The organism is Metabacillus sp. Hm71, from assembly GCF_051842955.2.
GTDB lineage: Bacteria > Bacillota > Bacilli > Bacillales > Bacillaceae > Metabacillus.
The window spans coordinates 459,633-485,346 of the sequence record NZ_CM200278.1 but is presented as its reverse complement, the minus strand read 5'-3'; the positions used below and the strand labels follow the sequence as shown (position 1 = coordinate 485,346).

The 25,714-nt window shown below is 38.3% G+C and carries 21 protein-coding genes, 1 pseudogene and 1 riboswitch; of the genes and pseudogenes, 7 read left to right on the top strand and 15 right to left on the bottom strand.

Annotation, left to right across the window (positions count from 1 at the left end; translation table 11 throughout):
- Positions 1-21: 21 nt before the first annotated feature.
- The 4 genes from ACSVDH_RS02500 to ACSVDH_RS02485 all read left to right on the top strand — a co-directional run bounded on the left by ACSVDH_RS02500 (position 22) and on the right by ACSVDH_RS02485 (position 5,731).
- The gene (locus tag ACSVDH_RS02500) at positions 22-1,752 is read left to right on the top strand and encodes an ABC transporter permease (RefSeq protein WP_439253045.1); all 1,731 of its coding nucleotides are present in this window, start codon (positions 22-24) and stop codon (positions 1,750-1,752) included.
- Positions 1,736-2,809, top strand: coding sequence for an ABC transporter ATP-binding protein (locus ACSVDH_RS02495; RefSeq protein WP_439253044.1), 1,074 nt, complete (start codon positions 1,736-1,738; stop codon positions 2,807-2,809). The genes ACSVDH_RS02500 and ACSVDH_RS02495 overlap by 17 nt, the downstream gene beginning before the upstream one ends.
- Before the next feature lie 383 nt (positions 2,810-3,192).
- Positions 3,193-4,431 (top strand): MFS transporter, encoded by a 1,239-nt coding sequence (locus ACSVDH_RS02490; protein ID WP_439253043.1) that lies wholly within the window; start codon positions 3,193-3,195, stop codon positions 4,429-4,431.
- A gap of 100 nt (positions 4,432-4,531) precedes the next feature.
- Positions 4,532-5,731: a 3D domain-containing protein gene (locus ACSVDH_RS02485; RefSeq protein ID WP_439253042.1), complete on the top strand. Its 1,200-nt coding sequence runs from the start codon at positions 4,532-4,534 to the stop codon at positions 5,729-5,731.
- A gap of 68 nt (positions 5,732-5,799) precedes the next feature.
- Here ACSVDH_RS02485 and ACSVDH_RS02480 read toward each other — a convergent pair whose 3' ends face one another.
- The gene (locus ACSVDH_RS02480) at positions 5,800-6,393 is read right to left on the bottom strand and encodes a CBO0543 family protein (RefSeq protein WP_439253041.1); all 594 of its coding nucleotides are present in this window, start codon (positions 6,391-6,393) and stop codon (positions 5,800-5,802) included.
- A gap of 169 nt (positions 6,394-6,562) precedes the next feature.
- Here ACSVDH_RS02480 and ACSVDH_RS02475 point away from each other — a divergent pair, with 169 nt between their 5' ends.
- A complete protein-coding gene (locus ACSVDH_RS02475) occupies positions 6,563-6,808 on the top strand; it encodes a hypothetical protein (protein ID WP_439253039.1) in 246 nt (81 codons plus the stop codon).
- Positions 6,801-6,935, top strand: coding sequence for a hypothetical protein (locus ACSVDH_RS02470; protein WP_439253038.1), 135 nt, complete (start codon positions 6,801-6,803; stop codon positions 6,933-6,935). The genes ACSVDH_RS02475 and ACSVDH_RS02470 overlap by 8 nt, the downstream gene beginning before the upstream one ends.
- A gap of 154 nt (positions 6,936-7,089) precedes the next feature.
- Here the strand turns inward: ACSVDH_RS02470 and ACSVDH_RS02465 are convergent.
- From ACSVDH_RS02465 to ACSVDH_RS02400, 14 genes and pseudogenes are all read right to left on the bottom strand, one after another.
- Positions 7,090-7,197, bottom strand: a pseudogene (locus ACSVDH_RS02465) (hypothetical protein); the annotation flags it as partial.
- Between the two features lie 38 nt (positions 7,198-7,235).
- Positions 7,236-8,276, bottom strand: a complete 1,041-nt coding sequence (locus tag ACSVDH_RS02460; RefSeq protein ID WP_439253036.1) for a histidine kinase dimerization/phospho-acceptor domain-containing protein — start codon at positions 8,274-8,276, stop codon at positions 7,236-7,238.
- Between the two features lie 402 nt (positions 8,277-8,678).
- Positions 8,679-9,365, bottom strand: coding sequence for a Na-translocating system protein MpsC family protein (locus ACSVDH_RS02455; protein ID WP_439253035.1), 687 nt, complete (start codon positions 9,363-9,365; stop codon positions 8,679-8,681).
- A 365-nt stretch (positions 9,366-9,730) separates the two neighbouring features.
- On the bottom strand, positions 9,731-10,714 hold the full coding sequence (locus tag ACSVDH_RS02450; protein ID WP_439253034.1) for a carbohydrate kinase family protein: 984 nt from the start codon (positions 10,712-10,714) through the stop codon (positions 9,731-9,733).
- Between the two features lie 18 nt (positions 10,715-10,732).
- Positions 10,733-12,196, bottom strand: coding sequence for a glycoside hydrolase family 32 protein (locus ACSVDH_RS02445; protein WP_439253033.1), 1,464 nt, complete (start codon positions 12,194-12,196; stop codon positions 10,733-10,735).
- 78 nt (positions 12,197-12,274) lie between these two features.
- The gene (locus ACSVDH_RS02440) at positions 12,275-13,699 is read right to left on the bottom strand and encodes a sucrose-specific PTS transporter subunit IIBC (protein WP_299088876.1); all 1,425 of its coding nucleotides are present in this window, start codon (positions 13,697-13,699) and stop codon (positions 12,275-12,277) included.
- 139 nt (positions 13,700-13,838) lie between these two features.
- Complete coding sequence (locus ACSVDH_RS02435) at positions 13,839-14,816, bottom strand: LacI family DNA-binding transcriptional regulator (RefSeq protein ID WP_439253031.1); 978 nt, start codon at positions 14,814-14,816, stop codon at positions 13,839-13,841.
- A gap of 426 nt (positions 14,817-15,242) precedes the next feature.
- Positions 15,243-16,604, bottom strand: coding sequence for an aspartate kinase (locus ACSVDH_RS02430; protein ID WP_439253030.1), 1,362 nt, complete (start codon positions 16,602-16,604; stop codon positions 15,243-15,245).
- A 210-nt stretch (positions 16,605-16,814) separates the two neighbouring features.
- On the bottom strand, positions 16,815-17,537 hold the full coding sequence (locus ACSVDH_RS02425) for an amino acid ABC transporter ATP-binding protein (RefSeq protein WP_439253028.1): 723 nt from the start codon (positions 17,535-17,537) through the stop codon (positions 16,815-16,817).
- Positions 17,534-18,190, bottom strand: a complete 657-nt coding sequence (locus tag ACSVDH_RS02420; RefSeq protein WP_439253027.1) for an amino acid ABC transporter permease — start codon at positions 18,188-18,190, stop codon at positions 17,534-17,536. Before ACSVDH_RS02420 ends, ACSVDH_RS02425 begins: the two co-directional genes overlap by 4 nt.
- 73 nt (positions 18,191-18,263) lie before the next feature.
- On the bottom strand, positions 18,264-19,091 hold the full coding sequence (locus ACSVDH_RS02415; protein ID WP_439253026.1) for a basic amino acid ABC transporter substrate-binding protein: 828 nt from the start codon (positions 19,089-19,091) through the stop codon (positions 18,264-18,266).
- Between the two features lie 461 nt (positions 19,092-19,552).
- Positions 19,553-20,554 carry an ABC transporter permease gene (locus tag ACSVDH_RS02410; RefSeq protein ID WP_439253025.1) on the bottom strand — a complete coding sequence of 334 codons (1,002 nt, stop codon included), beginning with the start codon at positions 20,552-20,554 and terminating at the stop codon, positions 19,553-19,555.
- A 2-nt stretch (positions 20,555-20,556) separates the two neighbouring features.
- Entirely contained in the window at positions 20,557-22,062 is a 1,506-nt protein-coding gene (locus ACSVDH_RS02405; RefSeq protein WP_439253024.1) for a sugar ABC transporter ATP-binding protein, read from the bottom strand.
- 104 nt (positions 22,063-22,166) lie between these two features.
- Positions 22,167-23,288 carry a sugar ABC transporter substrate-binding protein gene (locus ACSVDH_RS02400; RefSeq protein ID WP_439253023.1) on the bottom strand — a complete coding sequence of 374 codons (1,122 nt, stop codon included), beginning with the start codon at positions 23,286-23,288 and terminating at the stop codon, positions 22,167-22,169.
- 140 nt (positions 23,289-23,428) lie between these two features.
- A riboswitch (SAM riboswitch) is annotated at positions 23,429-23,537 on the bottom strand.
- A gap of 355 nt (positions 23,538-23,892) precedes the next feature.
- Here ACSVDH_RS02400 and ACSVDH_RS02395 point away from each other — a divergent pair.
- Entirely contained in the window at positions 23,893-25,572 is a 1,680-nt protein-coding gene (locus ACSVDH_RS02395; protein WP_439253022.1) for a glutamine--tRNA ligase/YqeY domain fusion protein, read from the top strand.
- The last annotated feature ends 142 nt before the right edge of the window (positions 25,573-25,714 follow it).

The window sequence follows — 25,714 nt, the reverse complement described above, 5'->3', positions numbered from 1 at the left end:
GCAGAAACGAGGCGTCAATAAATGGTTTCATCCGCAATAAATACAGGGAACTCGCTTCTTAAGCATCGTTCCCTTTCTTTCTTTTCCTTACTTGGGTTTATCTTCGTTATCCTATTCTTTTTCATCCCGGTTGTTAAGTTATTATATTTAAGCTTTTCCTCTGAAAATGGCTTAAGCCTTAACCACTATACCGAGGTTTTACAAAACCCTGTCACCTGGAAAACAATCTATCATACCTTTCTTATTGTAATCGGCTCTACCATCATTGCCGTTATTCTTGGTGTGGTAACAGCATGGCTGGTTGCTTATACCAATATTCGCCATAAGCAGCTGCTCCAGGTTTTGATCTTTTTACCCTTTGTCATTCCATCCTATATTACAACATTGGCTTGGACGCAATTTTTAGGTGTAAATGGCCCAATCGCTTACATATTAAGCAAACTGCCAGGCGGTCTCGAACCAATCAATCTATATAGTTTAACGGGAATTATCATCGTTATGGGATTTTCCCATTATCCATTAGTTTATTTGTTAACAGTAAGTGTTCTTAGAAAAATCCCCAGAGAGCTGGAAATGGCTGCTAAAGTCTCTGGTGGTACTTCATTTACCGCCTTTTTAAAGGTTACTATGCCGTTAGCACTGCCGGGGATCGCAAGCGGCGGATTGCTAGCCTTTCTTGCCAGCCTTGATAATTTTGGGATCCCTGCATTTTTAGGCATTCCAGCAAATATTCGTGTCTTAAGCACCTATATTTATGAACAAATTATCGGGTTTGGGCCTTCTGCTTTTGCAAAAGGAGCCACACTTTCGGTTATTTTGGGACTAATCGCGATGATCGGAACGCTGATTCAATGGCTGCTGCTAAAGCGTTCAAGACAATTTGAAACAGCAAGAGAGGACAAGGATCCCCGAATCCTTTTAGCTAAAAAAACGAGAATTATAGTTGAAGCCTTTTTGTGGGTGTTCTTAATTGTAACAAGCATAATTCCACTTCTCTCTATGGCTTCGACCTCTCTCATTAAAGCCTATGGTTTAGATTTCTCTTTACAAAATATGAGTTTGAAACATTATGAATTTGTTTTATTCTCAAGTTCAAAAACTCAAGAAGCGATTCTAAACAGCCTTAAGCTTGCATTCATTACAACAGTCATCGGCTTAGGTATTGGCACATGCATTGCCTACTTACGGGTGAGAAAACCGTCCTTTTTTAATAAAACAATGGAGGTCATCGTTGGCATCCCCTATGCTCTTCCCGGAACGGTGATGGCACTGGCTATGATCTTTACATGGTTAGAGCCCATCCCAGGCTGGAATCCCGGGATTTATGGATCAATCTGGATCTTATATATCGCCTATATTACCCGATTTCTTATTTTGCAAATCAGGGGCAGCGCAACCTCCCTCATGCAAGTAGATGTTTCAATGGAGGATGCTGCAAGGACAAGCGGAGCCAATGCCTATAGAAAGTGGCGGAAGATTTTAATACCGCTTATCTTGCCGGGACTAATAAGCGGCGCCTTTTTAGTGTTTCTTACTGCGTTAACTGAATTGACGGTGTCGTCCCTTTTATGGTCGAGCGGTACGGAAACGATCGGCCTTGTTATTTTTAATTTCGAACAGGCAGGCTACACAACTCACTCAACTGCTTTTTCAACAATTATTGTTTTATTAATAGTTATCGGATTTTTGATCATTTTTCTCATGCAAAAGTTTTGGGAAAGAAGGGTGTATCTAAATGGCAACAGAAATTAAACATGTTAGCAAGACCTTCGGGCAAACAGAAGCGTTAAAATCCATTGATTTATCCATTAAAGATGGTGAATTTATTGCCATTCTCGGACCTTCAGGCTGTGGAAAAACAACATTGCTTAAGCTATTAGCAGGCTTTGATTCTCCATCAGCTGGAGAGATTTACATTGGCGGCGAATGTGTAGGTGAGAAACATTATTCCGTCCCCCCGGAAAAACGCAATATTGGAATGGTGTTTCAATCCTTTGCCTTGTGGCCGCACATGAATGTTGCAGAGCATATCAGGTTCCCGCTCCTCCATCATCGTTTTTTAGCTGATGATTTAAAAGCGAATATTGACAAAAGAATGGAAGAGGTTTTACATATTGTTGAGCTTCATGCCTTTGCAAAAAGAATGCCCCATGAATTATCTGGCGGTCAAAAACAGCGGGTAGCATTAGCAAGAGCAATAGCCGCCAAACCTGCGCTTCTGTTAATGGATGAACCGTTAAGCAGTTTAGATGCGGAATTGAGAATGGAGATGCGCAGAGAAATACAAAGCCTCCATCGAATGACAGGTGCCACAATTGTTTATGTCACCCATGATCAAGATGAAGCCCTTGCAATGGCTGACAGAATTGTTGTCATGGAGAATGGGGAAATCCAGCAAACAGGCACTCCAAGAGAGATTTATTATAAGCCTGAAACCGAATTTGTCGCCAAATTCGTCGGGAAGGCAAATCTTATTCCTGGCGAATGGCTCGATGAACAAACATTTAAACCACATGCAAATTCCATCCAATCGTTTTGGACAGGTGTTGAGGTCTCACCTGGTTTAAGAGCAAGAAATCTTTGCCCAATTAGACCGGAGCAATTCTGCTTGTCGCAACATGAAGATGGACTCAAAGGAACGATTACCAATGCCCAATTTCAAGGGAAGGAAATTCATTATATAGTTGATACAGGCTCGAACCTCATAACTATTCACGAGGATTCCCAAAAGGGGCCTTTTCATATTGGTGATCATGTCTATATTCAATTGAAACAATCTACTCTTTCAAAGCCATTACTTCCAATTTAATGGAAAGCTTGTAAGCCTGACCAAGGTTTACAAGCTTTTTTATAATATCAGAATTTATATATTTTCTTAACATAGCTTGCGTTTCTGAATCTAGCTCCAGGCGCCATCGGAGAAGCACAGGACGTGCAAGTGCAGTTAAGAGATAAGGCCGTCGCGTTTTTAACTTAACTGTCTCTAGGGTCTAGTCAAACAGGAATTGAAGGTAAAGAACACCTTCTATTCCTGTTCGCCTTATGCTTGTCGCCGAATGCTTAGCGCCTTGCGCTTTTTTTATAACTCAGAAAATTCTTCTTGAATTTTTCCCAGTTCATGACAATAATATGACTATTAGAGTATTTCGATTTTCGAAACATTTACTATTATAAAGAGGGAGAAAAATAACGATGTCCACTGCTTCACTTCCAAAACAACCTGCATCACTTCCTAATGATACAGGAACTGTTTACAACATTTTATTTATCATTGGTCTTTGTCATTTGTTAAATGACAGTATTCAATCTGTCATTCCGGCTATGTTCCCGATTTTAGAAAACTCAATGGGACTAACATTTACACAGCTTGGCTTCATTGGATTTGCCTTAAATATGGTTTCATCCGTGTTGCAGCCGGTCGTTGGCCTATTTACGGATAAGCGCCCGATGCCTTATGTTCTTCCGATTGGTTTAACTTGCAGTATGCTGGGTGTATTGGGCTTAGCATTCGCTCCATCATTTTTGACAATCCTTCTTTCCGTCATTTTGATCGGTTTAGGCTCAGCTGCTTTTCATCCTGAAGGCTCGCGAGTTGCCTATTTGGCAGCAGGAGAACGCCGCGGGCTGGCACAATCCATCTATCAGGTTGGCGGCAATAGCGGTCAGGCACTTGCCCCGATTATTACGGCCTTAATTCTTGTACCACTCGGGCAATTTGGAGCAATCTGGTTTACGGTTGTTGCTGCTCTCGCCGTCGTCTTTTTAATTTATATTGCAAAGTGGTATTCTAACAGATTAGCAGATCTAAAGCCTGTTAAGGTCACATCTAAAGTCAATCAAACGAATTCTTCCCTATCAAAAGCCGTACGAAACGCCCTTTTGATTATTATTTTCCTGATCTTTGCCCGTTCTTGGTATGTAAGTGCCATTTCAAATTTTTATACGTTTTATGCGATTGAAAAATACGATTTATCAATCGCAGGGTCACAAGTCTATATTTTTTTATTTTTAGTAATGGGGGCAATTGGGACATTTATTGGCGGGCCGTTAGCTGATAAATTCGGCAAACGAAATGTCATTATCGTTTCTTTATTAGCTACCGCACCACTTACTTTAGCATTGCCATTTGTCGGACCTACTCTTTCGTTAGTTGTGCTGGCACTAATCGGCCTCATTCTAATGTCCAGCTTTTCCGTAACGGTTGTTTATGCACAAGAACTGGTTCCTGGAAAAATTGGCACCATGTCTGGTTTAACTGTTGGTCTTGCGTTCGGTATGGGGGCAATTGGCTCGATTGCATTAGGTACGATGATTGACCATGTTGGCTTAACTCCAACGATGATTAGTGTCGCAACCCTGCCATTACTTGGAATTCTAGCATTCCTTCTACCTACGGATCAGATGTTAAGAGAATGGCAAAAGGGAAAATGATAGAATAATAGGAAGAAATTACCTGAATTTTTAATCTAATTGTAACCTACGAGACCCCCTTTCTATGTTATAACTATAAAGACGAGAAAGGGGTTGCATTATGCGAGCTTTAAAGCGAACACTTGCCACACTTGGTATCCTTCTATTATCATTACCTATTTCCTATGTGGCAAACGCAGAATCTACTAAAGACACTTTACATAGTGCTGAAGAACAGCTGAAGCAGAGTCAACAAACCATTCTTCAAAAGGAAAAAGAACAGCAAGCGGTTCAAGAAGAAATCAGCAGCCTTCAAGAGAATGTACAAGCTTTAGAGAGTGAAATCTCTCAGAATCAACAAGGCTTAGCAGAGGTTGAAGGCAAAATTGAAGAAATCCAACAGATCATTCAGCAAAAAAAGGAAGAGATTGTTCTTTTACAGGACAAGGTATACGCGCGTGAAGGAATTATGGAAAAACGGTTAGTTGCCCTTCAACATAGCGATCATACAACAATTGTAATTGAAACACTCGTAAACTCTGAAAGTCTTGGAAATTTCTTTGAACGGATTGGCGCTGTTGCGACACTATTAAATGCAGATCAAAAAATACTAGATCAGCAAGAAGCTGACTTAAAGCAAATTGAGGAAGATAAAAAGGAAATCGATAAACAAGAACAGCTGCTCATTAGTCAGCAGGCTGAATTAGAAGCAAAAAGAGCAACGCTTGAAGAAAATCGTCAAAAACGAAATCAAGCTTTAGTTGCCATGCAAAGTAAATTTACAAAGCTGGCATCTGAAATTAACGTTGCCGAACAAGAGAAAAACACGATCCAATCACAAATAAATTCAATCCAAGCTAAAATTAAAGAGGAAGAGGCTGCGGCAAAAGCGAGAGCCGTTGAGCTTGCTAAAGCGAAAGCAAAAGAAAAGGAAAAAGCTGTAGCTCAACCTGCCGTTGCACCACCTCCTCCTTCAAAACCAGCTTCAAATACAGTTACTAAAAAAGAAGAACAGTCTAAACCGTCTAATTCTAGAAAAGAAATGTATGTAACAGCAACGGCATATAGTCATGAGGATACCGCAAGCGATCTTACCTATTTGGGATATAATATTAAAAAGAACCCTAATATGAAGCTTATCGCTGTTGATCCTGGTGTTATTCCACTCGGTTCGAAAGTATGGGTTGAAGGCTATGGCGTTGCGGTTGCCGGAGATACCGGCGGTGCCATTATCGGCCATAAAATTGATGTGTTGATGCCTTCAAGTGCACATGCGAGGCAATGGGGAAGAAAAACGGTTAAAATTATCATTTTAGATTAAGTTATAGGATAGATTAAAGCAGATTGTACCTGTTTTGATCTATCCTTTTATTTTTTATCCGCTCAGATTTATTTATGTGTTCCTTTGGGGTGATTCTTCATGTAGAGGAACAGATTTGTGATACATATCGAAATGGCAGTAATGACAATATATCCGATAAATAAATGGACATAATTTGCACCCTGGTGTAATCGAAAAAGATTGTGCGCAACAGACAAAGGTCTAAAGATAAACGATATAAAGATGATTAACACAAGAGTATATAAATAAAATTGTTTTTTCTTCTCTACCGTCCATTGATAAACTAGAATAAACAGAACTGGTACAAGCGATGTATCAATACCAAAATTAATTGGCAAATAAGGGATTGCCTTATAAGGATATCCTAAATAATTAAACCTTGATGCGAATGCATCTAAATAGATACTCCAAACATGTATATTAAAGCCGTAAAAACCCAGTTGAAAGATTCTTCTTCGATCAATGGTGAAATAAAGAATAACTAAAGGGAGAATAATCATGAGCACATTCACCCAAAATTGCCATGTATCAAATGAGGAATATTCTTTCCAATAATCAACCCATTGATTAGCAAGATTTTCCTGTGATTGCTTTAATTCTTCAAATTGTTTGGTTTGATCTGGTGGAATTGCAGACTTCATTTCCTCACCCTGCCCGTACGATTTTTCTTACTTTTTCCTTTTATAAAAATTTCTATACAATCATGTTCGTTTCCATCATTTCTTATTTAAAGAATTAGAATAGTTACACACAAAATCAGTTATCTTAAAAATAAAATGATTGTTTAACACATGAAATGGAGCTGATAACGTGGATAGAAGAGACCAGCATTCCCAAGTAACTCCACATCCTGACGGAGAAAAAGAGTCAATCATAAACGATCCCTTAGCTTCTGCTGGATCAAAAATTGGAATTGAAATGAATGCAGATCCGGAATTCACCCAAGAAAAGAATCCGTTTCACTATCAATTCAAACCAGATCCTTCTATGGCACAATTTGAGAGATTAATGAGAGGGAAAAAGATTAAAGAAGAAGGAAGTGACCTAAATGGCTGATTGGAATGAACAAGCCGCACCTAATAACAACCTGCCTGCTAAAAGTATCCGGGCTTCCAAAATGCGCTTAAACAGGGAGAATAAGTTTAAAAAGAAAATCAACAATCGTTCGAATGATGTTTTTTAGTATTGGTAATCGGCAATCGCCGATATAACAACTTTTCCGCTGAAAAATTCAAAAAATCGTTGATAACCTTCTACTCTCTCACCTAAAAGGAAAATTAAAATATAAAAGACTGGCATCTCGTTCGAATACTGTGCCAGTCCTTCTTATTTGTGTATTAAAGCGGTATATTAATTTCAATTTCAGTCCCTTTTCCTTTTTCACTTGTAATATTCATTTTTCCTTTATGATTTTCAATAATATTAAAGCTAATCATTAGACCTAAACCTGTTCCATTTTCCTTTGTCGAGTAAAAACGTTTACCTAATTGTTCAAGCTCCTCTTTAAAATCCCCTTCCCTTCGTCAATAAATATAAGCTGGACATGCTCGTTTACTTTTTTTATTCTAATCACCAGCTTCCCTTCCTTTTCCATCGCTTCAATCCCATTTTTTAGAATATTGATAAACACCTGCTTAAGTTTATTTTCTTCACAATTGACGGTTAACTCATTCACTTCATGATCTGCTTCTATCATAATTTCAATATTGTATAAAATTGCTTGAGTATTTACGATTGTGACAACTGTTTTGATTAAGGATAAGACGTGAATAGGGCGGAAAACCATTTCCTTTGGCTTTGATAAAAGCAGCAGCTCCCCTACGATTAAATTAATTCGATTGATTTCAGAAAGCATGATCGAATTATATACTTCTCGATTTTGTTCACTGTTAGAAGATAATTGTAAAAAGCCTTTCAAGCTTGTTAATGGATTTCTAATTTCATGGGCGATGCCCGCAGCTAGTTCACCTATTACAGAAAGCTGCTCAGAATGCTGCAGTTTTTTTTCATTTTCTATCAGTGCACTTATATCTTTAATCACATAACATTTTTTATGATCCTTGCGAATAGAGCTTATGCTGCTGCAGAGAAGCTCTACATCTAGTTTATGCCCGTTTTTCCGTGTTAATTTCCCTTTCAAATTGAATGGAACTTGTTGCTCATTTGAACTTTTCCCATGTGATATGATAAACTCAAAGACCGATTTTCCAATCAGCTCATGCTTATTTGCTGCTCCTACTAATTGAACAGCCGCCATATTCAACTCCCGAATCCTCTCTTTATCTGTGATTATGACAGGAAGAGGAATTTCCTCAATTGATAGATCTTGATTCCTCTTGGCATGATCAGCCTTTTTACTGGTTTTCAGCAACAGCGATATCTGCAAAATCATGATGATAATGATAAATAGAATGAAGAAGTCATGTAACTCAACGAGAATACCAAGTATTCCGATCAGTCCAAGTATGAAACTAGCCATAATGATGAGCATGTCTTTACGCTGGAGTAAATTTCTTAACTTCATTAAATACCTCCTAATATCAGTCCTTGTACTCCTGAAGCTTTTTTGATCAATATAAAAATGGCCTAACCTCTCGTGTAAGAGAAGTTAGGCCATACGTGACTTTCATCATCTAAAATGATTTTTCACTGCATTTACCTAGCATCTACTATGAATGCCATTAAAGAACGATCTTCTTTTAAATTCCAATCAATAAATATTTCCTTTATTTTTATGTTAAATTTACCTTCATTATAAAAATACCTTTTCTCCAGCTCGTCCTTTGTCACTCTGATCATTCATTTCAAGCTTTTTTAGTATGGCTTGTAAGGGATTTTTTATTATCATCAAAAAAGGAGGCTTTGTAAGGTTGGGCAAATAGAATAAAAGTCCAAGTTTTTATATTGGACTTGGACTATAGCTATTTTATTTAAGATAAAAAACAAGGGTACATTTATCATGTTCAAAATTAAAAATGACAAAGGTATCTTTAATAGCGTTTTGTATACAGCTTTCAAACAAACGTTTATTTAATCCAAAGGTATTCTTTACTTCCATCGCCCACTCAAACAAAAGATCTTCGTAGCCTTTCTTATATAAAATTTGCTCAATTTGGGACATGAACCCTGTGTATTCAATGTAAACAATTGGTGATGACATTTTAGGAGCACTTATTTTTTCAGGAATCTTATGTTTTTCAGAGCATATTTTTTGAATCGCATTTGAAATGCTGTCTTTATTGAATGTTCCTCTTGTAATGTTATGAGAGTCAGACGCTTCAAGCATAATTAAGCCGGTATTATCTTGAAAATTCCAATCGTGATGTATGTGATGATAGCTAATGCCCAATACATCATGTATTTCCGCTCTTATTTCAGCAAAAATCGTTTCAAAGATAACTGACCTTGTCTTGTTTACTAAATACGCTTTATCATTTTTTATTAATACCTCTTCTGCTGGAGTAATAAATTGATTGAGATAAATAAACATTTTATCTTCAATAACCGTTGTAAAGCATGTTGCTGGTCCTTTGCCGAAATTTCTCTTTAAAACCTTACTAATATAACTATTTATATACGTTAAATCCTCTTGACTTTCTTTTGTTTTGATCATATATTGTACTTCCCCCCAATCCAATCACGACAAAAACATTAAAAAGCTTACGGAGCTTTTAATAAAAGACAAAAATGGCCTAACCTCAAGATGAAGTTAGGCCACGGACAGACTTATTTTTAGTAATTCTTCCATTTACCAAAGTATTAATCATTATCATAAGTAAGATGTATTGAAATAAGTTCTAAATAGTTACATATAAAAGAATAATTAATGACAGCTAGACATTAATCGACATTATTCTATCATATCCTGCTATTTAAAACAATTATCATTTATTTAAATCATAAGCGGTTAATGAATGGTTTTAAAGAACCTAACGTATTTTCATTAATCCTTTCCCTTTTTCCTATCAAAATAAACATCTATTTATTTATCGCTTGCTCCAAAATCAACTTATGAATGCTATCCTTGGTCGGTAATGCCGAAATGGCGCCTTTCCCTGTTGTTGTTAAAGCGCCGCTTGCATTTGCATAGGATAAAATATCTTGATGATCGTCCTTCAAGATTTTTATTAATTGAGGTACTGTAGCATGTTTTTCTAAAAGCTTATATAAGAAGCCCCCGATAAATGCATCCCCAGCCCCTGTCGTATCTTGAACAGATACTTGATAGCCTGATGACCGGTAGCACTCCCCATCAACATACAGATCAGCACCCTCTGAACCTTTTGTAAAGATTACCGCTTTTACATCCCCGATAAATAAAGAGTTAATTGCTTCCTTCTCATCTGAAAGACCTGTAATAAATTCTAATTCCTCATCAGAAATCTTCACAAGATGTGCTTCAGGTAAAAATTGAAGAATCGTTTGTCGGCATTCTTGAGGATCTGGCCATAATGGCAGGCGTACATTTGGATCAAAGCTAATGATTGCCCCTTTTTCCTTAGCGGAGTGAATTGCTTTCACATGTGCCTGCTTCATTGGACTGTCCACAAGATCAACCGAACAAAAATGGAGAATATCCCCTTCGCCAAACCAGTTTTCATCAATCTCATCCTCGTTTAACAGCAGGTCTGCAGAAGGATTTCGATAAAAAGAAAAATCTCGTTCTCCATCTTCTTTTAACGATACAAAGGCTAATGCTGTATTTGCTTCAGTTGTTCTTAAAACCCGATCTGTATTCACACCAACCTCGTTTAATGTTGCAACGAGAAAATCACCAAAAGCATCAGCACCGAGCTTCGTGATCATAGAAGCCTTCGCTCCTGCCTTTGCAACCGCAGCTGCAACGTTAGCAGGTGCTCCTCCTGGTGCTTTTTCAAATGAAACAACATCCTTTAACGCTTTGCCTTTTTGCTCTGGAATAAAGTCTATTAATACTTCGCCAATCGAAAATAGTTCTGCCATATCCATTCTCCTCTTCTTTTAAATCTCCCATTTTTCAGCCATCAAGCTCACACTTCCGCCATTCGCAAAAAAACGAATTTCATCACTGGCCTGTTTAGGGAAAATTCTGCTTGTGAATACCTCCTCACCATCATTTATAAAAATTTCAACTGAGGAAGTATCAACAAATAAATGAAATTTGATGTTTCCATCTTTTACTGAGCATTGCCGTTTCGATCCGTATATTTCACCGACAGGTTGTCCAGACATACTTCTGTCTAACACTACTTTTTGCTGCCTTTTATCATACTTAACAATCGTTTTTTCATCGCCTTTTGCACGGAACTCGATCCCGATTTCGTCTGAGTCATTTTCAGTAAACTCACAAATCAGCTCATATGAAACTCCATTAAATAGATGCAGAGTATCATTTGAAATGGTTCCTTTCCATATACTCTTATTCTTCCGAAGCTTTGTAAGTTCCTGCACAGGCTGCTGGATCAGCTTGCCATTTTCAATCTTTAACTCCCTTGGCAAGGTTAAACAATGTGCCCAATCATGTTGATCTGTAGGGTATTCAAGCTCAGGAAGACCCATCCAGCCTACTAAAAGCCGACGTCCGTCTTTCGCTAAGGTTGTTTGTGGTGCATAAAAATCAAAGCCGCGATCAAGCTCATTGAAGCGACCGTGAGTGAAAGACAGGGTCTTCAAATCTAGCTTTTGACCAATTAAGTAACCAGATTGATAGATATTTTGATAGTGATCCCCTTCAGGCTCAAGTCCTTGCGGTGAAAAAACAAACACACCATGACCATTTAATTCAAAGTAATCAGGACATTCCCACATATATCCGAATTGCGGCAAATCTGTTTTCATTTCACCAAGAAATGTCCAGTCTATTAGATTCAAAGACTTATATAATACGGCACAACCTGTTTTATTCTCTCTTTGCGCACCGATTACAGCATAAAAAACATCTCCTGATTTCCATAGCTTCGGGTCTCTGAAATGGTCTGTATAGCCATTTGGAATATCCGCTATTACAGGATCGTTAGGCTTGATGATTTCACCATGCTTGTTCATCTTAGCAATAACCTGGTAGGAATGGCGCTCCCACTGTTCATTTCGGGTATTACCTGTATACATTAAATATAACTGATCCTGATGGACAATGGCACTGCCAGAATAGGCTCCATGGCTGTCATAATCATGATCAGGCTTAATCGCAACCCCGACATTCTCCCAATGAACCAAGTCCTTTGATTTTGTATGATACCAATATTTTAAACCATGAACAGGTCCAAGGGGAAACCATTGATAAAATAAATGGTATTCACCGTTAAAATAAGAAAATCCATTTGGATCATTTAATAGGCCTGTTGGCGGTTGGATATGATAGCTTTGCCTCCACTGACAGCTATTTACATTGCTTTTGATTGCTTCCAGCATATCTTTGCTTACATCTTCGAGTCGGCGATACCTCATCTCTTTTGTCCATTCCATGAAAAATCGTTCTCCTTAAGATTTATATAGTTATAAAGTAAGACAGGAGAATCACAAAGATTCCCCTATTCCATCCTATTAGGCTTGTTTTTTAGCTGCCCTCTTCCCTAAGATGAATGTCACGATAAATGCAACCGCACAAGAAATGAGCATGCCAATCACATAAAACGTAATTGATCCTGGTTTTATTGAAATAATTCCTGGTAGACCCGCTGCACCTAGTGCAATTGCCTTAACATGAAACAGCGCTAAAAAGCCTGACGCTGCACCTGCCCCGATAATGGCCCCGATAAATGGATAACGAAGCTTTAAATTCACACCAAACATTGCCGGCTCCGTAATCCCTAATAAAGCAGAAATGCCTGCTGCTGATGCTACCCCTTTTACTTTTGCATCACGGGCAATTAATAGGACAGCAAGAGTAGCCGCCCCTTGGGCAACGTTTGACATAGCAGCAACAGGGAAAATAAACGAGCCTCCTGTTTTGGCAATATCGGCTAGCAACTGTGTTTCAACAGCTATGAAGCTATGGTGCATTCCCGTTATGACGATCGGTGCATAAGCAAGTCCAAATATTGCTGCACCAATAAAGCCTGTTGTATCATACAACCATATAAGTCCATCTGATAACAAATTTCCTGCTGTTCTCGTGACAGGACCTACAAACGTAAAGGTTAATAATCCAGTAATAAAAATAGATAAAAGCGGTGTTAATAGGTTATCCAATGAAGACGGTGTGATCTTTCTTAAATTCGTTTCTATTTTTGCCAAAATGAATGATGCAACGAGTACAGGTAAGACGGTGCCTTGATAACCAATTTTTGCGATCTCAAATCCAAAGATATTCCAATAAGGTATTTCGCCGTTTGTTAAAGCTTCACCATAGCCCCATCCATTTAATAAATCCGGATGTACCATCAGCATTCCTAATGTTGCCCCTAAATAAGGATTGCCGCCAAAGCGTTGAGTAGCAGAAAATCCAATTAGAATCGGTAAAAAGACAAAGGCTGCATTTGCAAATGTATTAATAAGGGCTGCTAAATCAGCCATTCCTGGATTTGCCTCAACTAGTGACATCCCATCTATAAATAAGTCTTGTGCCGTTAAAAGATTATTAATCCCCATTAATAAACCGCCAGCAACAATCGCCGGAATGATTGGGACAAAAATATCAGAAAGCATTTTCACAAATTGCTGAAGCGGATTCATTTTCTTTGAACCAGCACTGCTAACCTCTTTTGTTGACATTTCCCCCAAACCTGTCAGCTTAGAAAGCTCTTTATAAACATTGTTTACGATTCCTGATCCTAAAATAATTTGGTATTGTCCCCCTGTTGAAAATGTACCTTTTACAATATCCATTTCATCTAATTTCGTTTGATCGACCTTTTCTTCATTGTGTAAAACGAGTCGAAGTCTTGTTGCACAGTGTGCGGCAGCAGAAATATTATCCTTTCCGCCGATTGCTTCTAAAATCTCCTTTGAAATTTGCGGATAATTCATTTGTTATCACCCTTTACAAGTATTTTCATCGGAACCGGTTCCAATATTCAACAAAAAAATAATTATTGGTACCGGTTCCGTTTGGTGTTAAAATAAAAACCGATGCGGAACCGGTTTCAACTACATTGTATTTAGATTATTAAAGTTTGTCAACACTATTGCGCAGAATGATGTCGAAATTTGAAACGGTAACTTTTTCTATCTCATCGCCATTCACTAATTTAATTAATTTTTTTGCTGCAAGAACCCCTGCTTCCTGATAGTAGAATTTAGCTGTTGTAATGCCAGGATGGATAATCTCTGTGATCTCATAGCCGCCAAACCCTGTAATCGAAAGATCTTCAGGAATATGCAATCCTTCCATCTGTGCTGCTTTTAATACACCTAATGCAATATTATCGGTCGCACAAACAAAGATCGAAGGTTGATAGGTCGCTAAGATTTCTGGAAACATCGTAATGGCTGCTTTTAAATTGAAGCTCGTTTCAAAATAGTTGACCTGACAATCTTTTACTTCCTGAACCGCTTTTTGAAAGCCGAGCTTTCGTTTGACTCCAACCGCGATATCCTTTTCAGTTACGCCGAGATAAGCAATTTTCCGATGTCCTTGATTAAGGACATACCGGCCAATTTCAAAACCTGCTTCCTCATCGTTATGAATTAAGCTGTAACACTGCTCATGCTGCTGCCCAACTAATAATACGGGGACATCTATTTTTTGGAATGCCTCTAAATGATCATCGGTTATCTGGGTAGCCAGCAAGATGATGCCTGCAATTTTTTGATTGGCTAAACTGTAGATACTTTCAATCTCACGTTCTAAACTTTGACTTGTATTTGATATTAATAGCTGATAGTTTTGGTATCGCAGCTCTTCATCAATTCCAATTAATGTTTGAGATGTCGCATACGAATTAAGCCTTGGAACAATCGTGCCAATTATATTCGTCTTCTTCGCTTTTAAGCTGCGTGCAAAAGTATTGGGGATATATCCTGTTTCCTTAATAACACGCTCTATTTTCAATTTTGTTGTTTCCCCGACCGAACCACCGTTCAAATACCTTGATACGGTACTTTTGGCAACGCCTGCAAGTTTTGCTATTTCCGCTATTGTCATTTTCTTCACAACTCCGTTATTTTGCTCATTACCAAGAAGTATACACGAAAACATTTGGTAGAATAACTTATTTTGAAAAATTGCCAATATAATTTACTTAATGCAACTAATAAAAGCGCAAGCGCCTTGATCAGCCTAGGGCAAATAAGCCACTCATGAATAGAAGGCGTTCTTTGCCTTCAATTCATGAGTGGCTAGACCCTAGAGGCAGTCAAAAATGCGACGTCCTTATCTCTTGACTGCACTTGCACGTCCTATGCTTCGGGGCTAGACGCTGGAGCTAGACACAAAAACTAGGTTAAAATTTTATACTTAAAGTGTAAAAAAGGGGTCAGTCCCCCAAACATGATATATTGAACCTAAACAGATTCATTATATCGTTGTTTGTTGAATCAAACCCCTATCATATAAATAACCTCACAAAGCTTAAACAGGTACTGCAACAAAGAATTCATTATATAGAGCTTGTACAGCGCGGTTTTCTTGCGGTTCTTTTACGCCAAACATCATGCTTACTTCTGAAGAGCCTTGGTTAATCATTTCAATATTTACCCCGGCATTTGCAAGGGCTTTGGAAGCACGTGCTGTTGTACCTACATTATGGCGCATTCCTTCACCTACGACCATGATCAACGCCAGATTGTGTTCAATAATGACTTCATCTGCTTGTAATTCAGTCATAATTCGGTCGGTTATTTTTTCTTCAATTTCTTTATCCATTTGGTTTTGTCGCAGAATAACTGTGACATCATCGATCCCAGATGGAACATGCTCATAAGTTAACCCGTAATCCTCAAGGATTTGCAGAAGCTTACGACCAAAACCGATTTCCCTATTCATCAAATATTTGCTGACATAAATGCTGCAGAAGCCTTTGTCACTAGCAATTCCAATAACCGGCCCATTTGTGTTTGCACGCTCATTGACAATTCTTGTTCCAGGTGCTGTTGGATTGTTTGTATTCTTTACATTTACAGGGATGCCGGCACGGAATGCAGGAATTAGTGCCTCATCATGGAATACAGAAAAGCCTGCATAAGATAGCTCACGCATTTCACGATATGTTAGTTCCTTGATTTCCTTTGGATTTTTGACAATAGTCGGATTCACTGAATAGACAGCATCAACATCTGTAAAGTTTTCATATAGATCAGCTTTCATTCCGTTTGCAAGGATGGAGCCTGTAATATCTGAGCCGCTTCTTGAGAACGTCAAAACCTCACCGCTTTTGCTATAGCCAAAAAATCCCGGAAAAACAATAATCCCTGAACGTTCACGGAGTTTATACAAATTCTCATATGATTCCGGTAAAACTTGTGCATTTCCAGGCTCGTCAGAAACTAATAAGCCTGCTTCCTTAGGGCTAACATATTGTGCATCAACACCGCTATGCTGAAAATAAGCGGCAATCAGCTTTGCGTTATTATCCTCGCCGCTTGCCTTAACCGCATCTAAAAAGCTCTCCGGTTTGCTTTTATCTCCTTCTAGGAGGTTTTTCAAATCCTTTGAAATCGTTTCAACAATATCTGAAGAAATCTCTAATTCCCTGGCAATGCTCGCATAACGTTCAATGATTGCATCAAACACATCGTCAGCAGGTTCACTTGCTAAATGCTTTTCCGCACATTCGATGAGCAAGTCCGTTACTTTAATATCATCAGAATAACGTTTCCCTGGAGCAGAGACAACGACAGCCTTTCTTTCTGGGTCTGAAACAACGATTTCCAATACTTTTTTGAGCTGTTCTCCTGAGGCTAAGGAGGAACCGCCGAACTTTACGACCTTCATGTCCACATCTCCTACTATTTATAATTTTCAGTCAAATTTTAGTTTTTATTATCGCTTGTTTTTACTAAATAATCAAGAGTTTTCTTTCGTATGGAAACAATTGTTTTTATAGAGAGGACATTCTATGCAGATTTTTGCCATATTAGAAGGAGACTAACCCCGCAGTCTCCCTTTTTCTATTACCTATACGCAATTCACTAAAACATCTTTTTATAATACCTTGCTCAAGAACGCTTTCGTTCTTTCATGCTGAGGTTGGTCAAATAACTGTTTCGGTTCATTTTCTTCTATAATATATCCACCATCCATAAAAATTACGCGATCACCGACTTCTTTTGCAAAACCCATTTCATGTGTGACGACAACCATTGTCATTCCTTCCCTGGCCAGCTGCTTCATGACCTCTAAAACTTCACCGACCATTTCAGGGTCTAAAGCTGATGTAGGTTCATCAAATAACATAATTTTTGGCTCCATCGCTAACGCCCTTGCTATCGCGACCCGCTGTTTTTGTCCTCCGGATAATGAACTTGGATAGGCATGTGCCTTTTCTTCCAAACCAACCTTTTTTAACAGCATCATTCCCTTTTCTTTCGCTTGCTCTGCACTTATCTTTTTTACTTTTAGCGGAGCTAGTGTAATATTTTCAAGGACTGTTTTATGTGGAAACAAATTAAATTGCTGAAACACCATCCCGACCTCTTCACGGATCTTATTAATATCTGTTTTTTTATCTGTTAGATCGCTGCCATTAACTATAACCTGACCGCCCGTAATCGATTCAAGCAAATTCAAGCAGCGTAAAAATGTTGATTTACCCGAACCAGATGGTCCAATAACCACCACAACCTCCTGCGGCTTGATTTGAACATTGATATCCTTTAATACTTCGTTTGCTCCAAATGATTTTTTTAATCGTTGAACGGTTATCATTCTGTATTCAGCCTTCTTTCAAGTAGATTCAGGAGGAAGCTAAGCGATAGTGTAAGGATTAAATAGATCAAGGCAACCGTTAAGTATGGTTCCCATACACGATAGTATTGACTTGACATCGCCCGGCCCCAATACATAATCTCCGGAGCGGCAACAACAGAAACTAATGAAGAATCCTTTATTAACACAATGAACTCATTGCCAAACGGAGGAATCATTCGTTTTATTGCTTGAGGCAAAATAACATCTCTCATTGCTTGAAAATGATTCATACCAAGGGAACGGGCTGCTTCCATTTGTCCGCGATCAATCGATTGAATGCCGCCGCGAAAAATTTCCGCAATATAAGCGGCAGCATTTAAGGAAAGCGCAATAATTCCGGCAGCTATCCCATTTGTTTCTCCGGTAAATAGCGGTACTACACCAAAATGAACAATCAATATTTGCACAAATAACGGCGTCCCGCGAAAGAACGTAATATACCAATTAAAGGGAAGTGCCAGCGATTTGTTCTTCATCATTTTCCCAAGCCCGATTCCTAGTCCGAGAATCATGCCGAGGATAATCCCCGCAAGTGATAGGCCAATTGTTAGCAAGGTCCCTTTTATTAAAAACGGAGCATATTCAATAATAATATCAAAGCGAAAATCCATCATCCTATCCCCCATATAAGGAAAAATTGCGCAGCACCTTTCTCAAAGATGATACGCAATAATCTTTCCTTTATTATTGAGCTTGTTGTGCCTTTAAGTTTTCAATATCCGGGTCTGATCCGAACCATTCATTATAAATTTCAGTATATTTTCCATTGTCTAATATTTTGTTAATGGCCTCATCGAACTCTGCCTTTAATTCACTGCCTTTGGGAAACATTAATCCGTAGTATTCAGCAGCAAAATTATCAGCATCTTCAACTACCTTTAATTTTTTGTCTGGATTATTTTCCACATATTCTTCGACGACCGTGTTATCTGCAACAACAGCATCTGCACCGCCGCTATTTAGCTCCATAATGGCTAAGTTATTATTCTCAAACTTTTTAACATTAGGATTATTTTTTCCTACAATACTATCAACCGCTTCTTGACCTGTTGTACCTGTTTGTACAGCAATGACTTTTCCCTTTAAATCTTCGGCAGATTTTATGTCACTATCTTCAGGGACTAAAATTTTATTTGTTGAGAGGAAATACGGCACTGAAAAGTCATATGTTTGCTTGCGGTCATCGTTTATCGTTATGGCTGATAAGCCAATGTCTGCAATCTTATCTTTAATTTCAACGAATAATGGGTCCCAGCCCACGTTCACTACTTCTACTTCATAACCTGCTTCTTCTGCAACAGCCTTGATAAAATCAATATCAAATCCAACTACTTCACCCTTGTCCTGATACTCAAAAGGTGCATAGTTGGCTTCTGTTACAACTCTAAGTTTTTCTTTCTTTTCTCCCCCATCACTTGATTCCCCGCCAGAAGTCTCCTGGCTTGTTCCACAAGCAGATAAAACCATCATAATGGCAAGTGCCATTATAAAAGACAACATCCCTTTTTTCATCTTTAAATCCCCCTTATTTTTGTATAATAAGATAATTCAGAAAACTTAAGCTATTATGTACTTTTTTTCCTCATAGATATAAGATATGCCTGTATGAAGTATATCAGTATATGTATTTAAATACAATACTATGTATAAAAAACTTTTATTAGAATAGAATTTATTTTCAATTTATTTATTGATGGAGGCTATTTTTCCTTATATTTTATGATTTTGCAAAAAACTGTCAATTGATTTGTAAGGTTCTATAACAAGAAATACCTTTTTAAATCTCTTATCCTAACTTATAAAATTCGTTATTTTTATGCACTTCTGTTTTGTATATTACCTCTTATAGAACAAAATGCGGTACATCCAGTGCTTCGAAGCTCATATCTTCTTTTCCCTAATTAAACCATTCCTAAACAAATGAATGAGGCTTTCTCAAAAGGCACAGTAGCCCTTTTGAGAAAGCCTCATTCTTATTTTTGTTTATAGTAAGTAAGCGCAAGTGCAAATGCTAGGACCGTACCTTTTACAATATCCATTGCATAGTAAGGGACGGACATCATCACAAGCCCATTTTGAAGGATTCCAATTAATACAGCACCTATAAATGTACCAAAAGCATTTGGCTTACCTGCTCCAAGCACTGAAAATCCAATGAATGCCGCGGCAACAGCGTCCATTAAATATGGCGCACCAGCATTAATTTCTGCTGTCATTACCCGGGAAGCTAATACGATGCCTCCGATTGATGCAAACAATGCAGATAATAAATAAGCCGTTACTTTATATTTATTAACAGGAATCCCTGAAAGCCTCGCAGCTTCAATATTCCCGCCAATGACATACATATATCGTCCATGCTTCGTAAAGGTTAGAAAAATGTGAACAACAACCACCACAATGACCATAATGATGATAATCCATGGCACCTGACCGATTTTTTCAAAAGAAGGGCTGATCAGTCCTGTTGAAAATGTTCCATCAGGCATGACCATATTTTGTGAAATGGCAGCCCCTCTTGTGTAGGTGAGAGCAATTCCTTGTACGATAAACATCGTTGCTAACGTGAGCAGCATATCCGGAACTTTTAATTTTACAATAATAAAAGAGTTTAAAACACCTACAAGCAAGGAGGCCACGATTGCCGAAAGGATCGCTACAAATGTGTTTTGAGAGAACCAGACAAACATTGAGATCACAATGGCATTTGACAACGATGCTACAGATCCAACTGAAAGGTCAAATCCATTGACTGATAACGAAATCGTAATGCCAATCGCGATAATCGTTACAATTGAAATCGAGCGTAAAATATTAATCAAATTATTGCCTTGGATAAACGTTGGATTTGATAAAGCAAAGACAATGATAAGAATAAAAATCGTTAAGATCGTTCCATACCTATATAAAAATTGAAAGAGATCAAAAGTCCCTTTTGACGGAATAGTTGCTTGTACAGGATTTGATTGCTTCATCCCTAGTTGCCTCCTGTTGAATAAATTAATAATTCTTCTTCGTTCGTTACATCCGTTTCCACTTCCTTAACAACCTGACCATCATATAAAACATAAACTCGATTTGTAATTCCGATAATTTCTGCAAGCTCGGAGGATGCATAAATGATTGCCTTTCCTCTTCGTGCCAAACCACAGATTAATTCAAAGATATCTTTTTTCGCGCCAACGTCAACTCCCTTTGTCGGCTCGTCAAAGATATAAACATCAGCATCAGCAATTAGCCATTTGCCGATGGCAATTTTTTGTTGATTTCCCCCCGAAAGATTTTGAACAATCGCTTCCTCTGAAGGTGTTTTTACCCCAAGATGATTAATCAGCTCTAACGCCTTCTGTTTCTCTGCTTTTCGGTTTAAAAAACTAAGCGCCTTAGTAAACGCACCTAAACTAGCTGACGTTAAGTTCGTGGTGACAGATTCCTTTACAAGAATCCCTTCTTTTCTTCTTTCCTCAGGCACTAATGCAATCCCTTGCTTTACAGCTTGATAAGGATTTGTTAGCGATAGCACCTTTCCATCAAGCTTTACGACACCTGACTTTATTTTTGCATCTCCAAATAACGCCTTACATAGTTCTGTTTTTCCAGCACCAACTAATCCAGCAATCCCGACAATCTCACCCTTGCGGACAGATAAGGAGATATCCCTTAACTTACCGGTATCACTAAGTGCATTGACCTCAAATAGCACATCTCCAACCTGAGCAGATTTTTTTGGAAATTGCTCTTGAAGCTCTCTGCCTAACATCAGCTCTACTACTTTATTTGGGGTAAGATGGGCAACAAGCTCACGTGAAACAAGCTTCCCGTTCCTCATAATCGTCATTTCATCACAGATTTCAAAAATTTCCGGGAGACGATGGGAAATAAAAATAATCCCGACATTTTTATCTTTTAGCTCCCGAACAATGCGAAATAGTTCTTTTGTTTCTGAATGGCTAAGTGGTGCTGTTGGTTCATCTAATATAAGAAACTTGCAATCTGTTGAAACCGTCCTGGAAATTAGCACCATTTGTTTCTCAGCCAATGTGAGTTCACTCACTAATTTTTTCGTAGATACACGAATGTTTAAGCTGTTTAAAATCGTTTCTGCTTGTTTATGCATGTCTGCCCATTTTATCAATTGCTTTTTCCCCATATCATTAACCGTTTTTGTCAGCATAATGTTTTCCCCTACTGTCAAGTAAGGGATAAGGGCAGTATCAACCTCTTGGTGGACAATTTGAATCCCATTCTCCTGAGCATCCTTTGGCGTTCTAATGGACGTCTTTTCACCATCAATGAAGATGTTCCCGGTGTAATGGTCATATGCGCCTGATAAAACCTTCATCAACGTTGATTTCCCGGCTCCATTTGCTCCGATTAAGGCATGGGTTGTACCAGTTTTCATGATGAAGTCTACAGAATCCAAAGCCTTCACACCTGGAAATTCAATAGAGATATCCTTCATTTCTAAGATTGATTGCTTCAAGTTGCTTTCCTCCTTCCTTTCATAACTAAAAAAGAGGCAGACCCCCAAACATATAGTGAGAACCTAATCTGTTTGTTTTGGGGGCAGACCCTTTGATATACGTTTTATTTTTTATAATATTCCTTTAATGTTTTCATCCACTCTTCTTCAAATGCTGTTGATTGTCCCCAGCCTTCTATTGTCTTTGCAAGATTCACCATATTTACTGGTTCACTTGCTTTTAATAATGCTTCTTGTGAAATGAGTGAAGCCTCAAGATTATAGGTTTGCGGCGTTTCCTCTCCAGCTAGCTTTTTGGCTAGTAATCTCATGTCTACTGCCCCGATTAGCTTTGGATCAACGGCTGCCGTGTATTTCCAAGTGCTGCTTTTATCTTGGATTTCTTGAAGGTCTGCATTAGAAACATCAATTCCATAGATTTTGATTTCATCTCTGCCAGCTTCTTTAATTGCACGGGCTGCACCAATCGCAAATGCGTCCCATGTAGCAAAAATCGCATCGATTTCACCCTTTGGATGCTTATTTAGCATTGCCGCTACAGCATTTTGTGTTTGCACCGAAGTATCAGCTGCAGCTACGCCAAAGCGTTCAATTTCTTTAATACCAGGATTGTTCTTTAATGTTTCTTGATAAACTTGATTACGTCTTACCATTGGCGGGAAGCCATCAACCCAAAGGTATACAATATTCGCTTCTCCATTTGTATCTTTTATTAGCTGCTCCAGTGCTAATGTAGCAAGTGCTTCGTCATCTTGTGAAGTTAAGGTTACACCTTCGATTTGTGATAATTCTTCGTTAGAGTCGAAAGTAACAACGCTTTTTCCAGCATCAACAAGCTTTTGCACAGCTTTAACTGTTGCCGCATCATCTCCGTGGGAAATAATAAATCCATCATAATCCTCTTCAAGCCCTTGTGCGATTGCATCGTGGAATTTTGCTGTATCGCCATTTGCTGTAAATACATCAACTTGGAAGCCTAATGCTTCTCCTTCCTCCTTTGCACCAGCTAAAAATTGAGCTGTATGATCATCCCCGCCGATTTTACGGATGACCTTAATTTTCGCTCCTTCACCGTTCGCAAAGCGCTCTGGGACATTTTCCAGCGATACATCCGGATTCCCTTTTGCAGGTTCAGCTGTTTCAGCACCATTTGAAGAACAGCCTGTTACAAATAATGCAATGACAAGAATGAAAATAAATGCAGAGTTAAATCGTCTGTTTTTCATGTTTGTAAACTCTCCTTTTCCTTTGTGTGATCATTTTTTCCCTTTTTTACTCTAGAACTCAAGCGGATTGAGTCCTTTAAAACGCAAAAAACCTCTCAAAGATAGAGAGGTTTCGCCACACGTATATATAGGAGTCTCCTCTCTTATCTTTCAAAACCCATTTAGGTTTTGCAGGAATTAGCACCAATTCTATAAAAGAACGGTTGCCGGGCATCATCGGGCCAGTCCCTCTGCCACTCTTGATAAGAGATTTACTATGCAATTAAGTAAAATTAAGAATATAATTACTTTAATCGGCTATAGAGGTCTTGTCAACTATTTTTTGACTATTTGTACAAATCAATAAAATAATTGCGCTCACACATTTTCCTTTATCCGGTTTTTTCATCGGCTTTTCCATAACAGACAGGAGCAATAAAATAACTCCTATGATCAAGCAAATATTTTCTTTTTATTTTTATCATCTTGTATACAGATGAACGAATCATGTAAATATATATACTATTATTATAAAATTGATTTCGTAAATTAACCTTTTGCGTATGAATTGGTATAATGGAAGGCAGAACTTATTTTTACATATAAAAGAAAGGTTTGATCTGATTTGGAACACAATTCCTCAAACTTTATTAAAAGCATCATTAAAGAGGATCTAGAAACAGGAAAACGTGATTCTGTCTATACTCGTTTCCCTCCAGAGCCTAACGGATACTTACACATTGGCCATGCAAAGTCAATCGTCATTAATTTTGGTTTAGCGGATGAATTTAATGGAAAAACCAACTTGCGCTTTGATGATACAAACCCGTTAAAGGAAGATACCGAATACGTTGAAGCGATCAAGAAAGATGTCGAATGGCTCGGCTACCAATGGGATGGTTTGTTTTTTGCCTCTGATTACTTTGAAGAAATGTACAACCGTGCTGTTCTCCTAATAAAAAAGGGAAAAGCATATGTTGATGATTTAACAGCTGATGAAATTAGACAATATCGCGGTACACTTACCGAGCCCGGAAAAGAAAGCCCCTATCGGAATCGTTCAGTCGATGAAAACTTAGCTTTATTTGAAAAAATGCGCAAAGGTGAATTCGCCAATGGTGAGAAAGTGCTTCGTGCAAAAATTGATATGTCATCACCTAATATAAATTTACGTGATCCTGTTATTTACCGGATCTCCCATGCAACACATCATAACACAGGCGATGCTTGGTGTATTTACCCGATGTATGCCTTTGCCCATCCTCTAGAGGATGCCATTGAAGGAATTACCCACTCCTTATGTACAACAGAATTTGAGGATCAACGCCCCCTTTATAACTGGGTTATTGAAGAATGTGAAATGGAAAATAAACCGCAGCAAATCGAATTTGGCCGTTTAGGCATTAAAAATACTGTTATGAGTAAACGTAAGCTGAAGCAGCTTGTTGATGAAAACTTCGTTGATGGCTGGGATGATCCTCGAATGCCAACCATTTCAGGTTTAAGAAGAAAAGGGTACACACCTGAAGCCATCCGTGAATTTGTCAAGGAAACAGGTGTATCTAAAGGCTCTGCACTCGTTGATGAGGCAATGCTTGAACACTTCGTCAGAGAAGATTTAAAGCTAAAAGCCCCGCGTACAATGGGAATCTTAAAGCCTTTGAAAGTTGTCATTACGAATTATCCTGAAGGTCAAGTTGAGATGCTTGACGCAGAAATTAACCCTGAGGTTCCTGAAATGGGGATGAGACAAATTCCGTTTTCTCGTGAAATTTACATTGAGCAGGAAGACTTTATGGAGGATCCTCCAAAAAAATATTTCCGTCTCTTCCCTGGAAATGAAGTGCGTTTAAAACATGCCTACTTCATCAAATGTGAGGATGTTATTAAAGATGAGGCTGGAAATGTCATTGAAATCCATTGTACTTATGATCCAGAAACGAAGAGCGGAACGGGTTTTACTGGACGTAAAGTAAAGGGCACATTGCATTGGGTTGATGCAAAGCATGCACTTCCAGCAGAATTCCGCTTATATGAACCACTTATTCTTGATAATAGTGAAAACGAAGAAGACGAAACAGACGTTGATCACAATGAGGAAAAAACCTTCCTCGATTACGTGAACAAAAACTCATTAGAAGTTTTACAAGGCTTCATTGAGCCTAATATGAAAGATTGTAAAGAACATGATAAATTCCAATTTTTCCGTCACGGATACTTCAATGTTGACCCTAAGCATTCTACTGAAGAGAAAAAGGTTTTTAACAGAATTGTATCTTTAAAAAGTTCGTTTAAGTTAAAATAAGTTAAGAAAAGCGCAAGGCGCCCGCCTATCGGCGACAAGCATAAGGCGAATAGGAATAGAAGGTGTTCTTTACCTTCAATTCCTATTTGACTTATGACCTCGAGCCGATGGCGCCTGGAGCTAGACACTAAAACTAAGTACA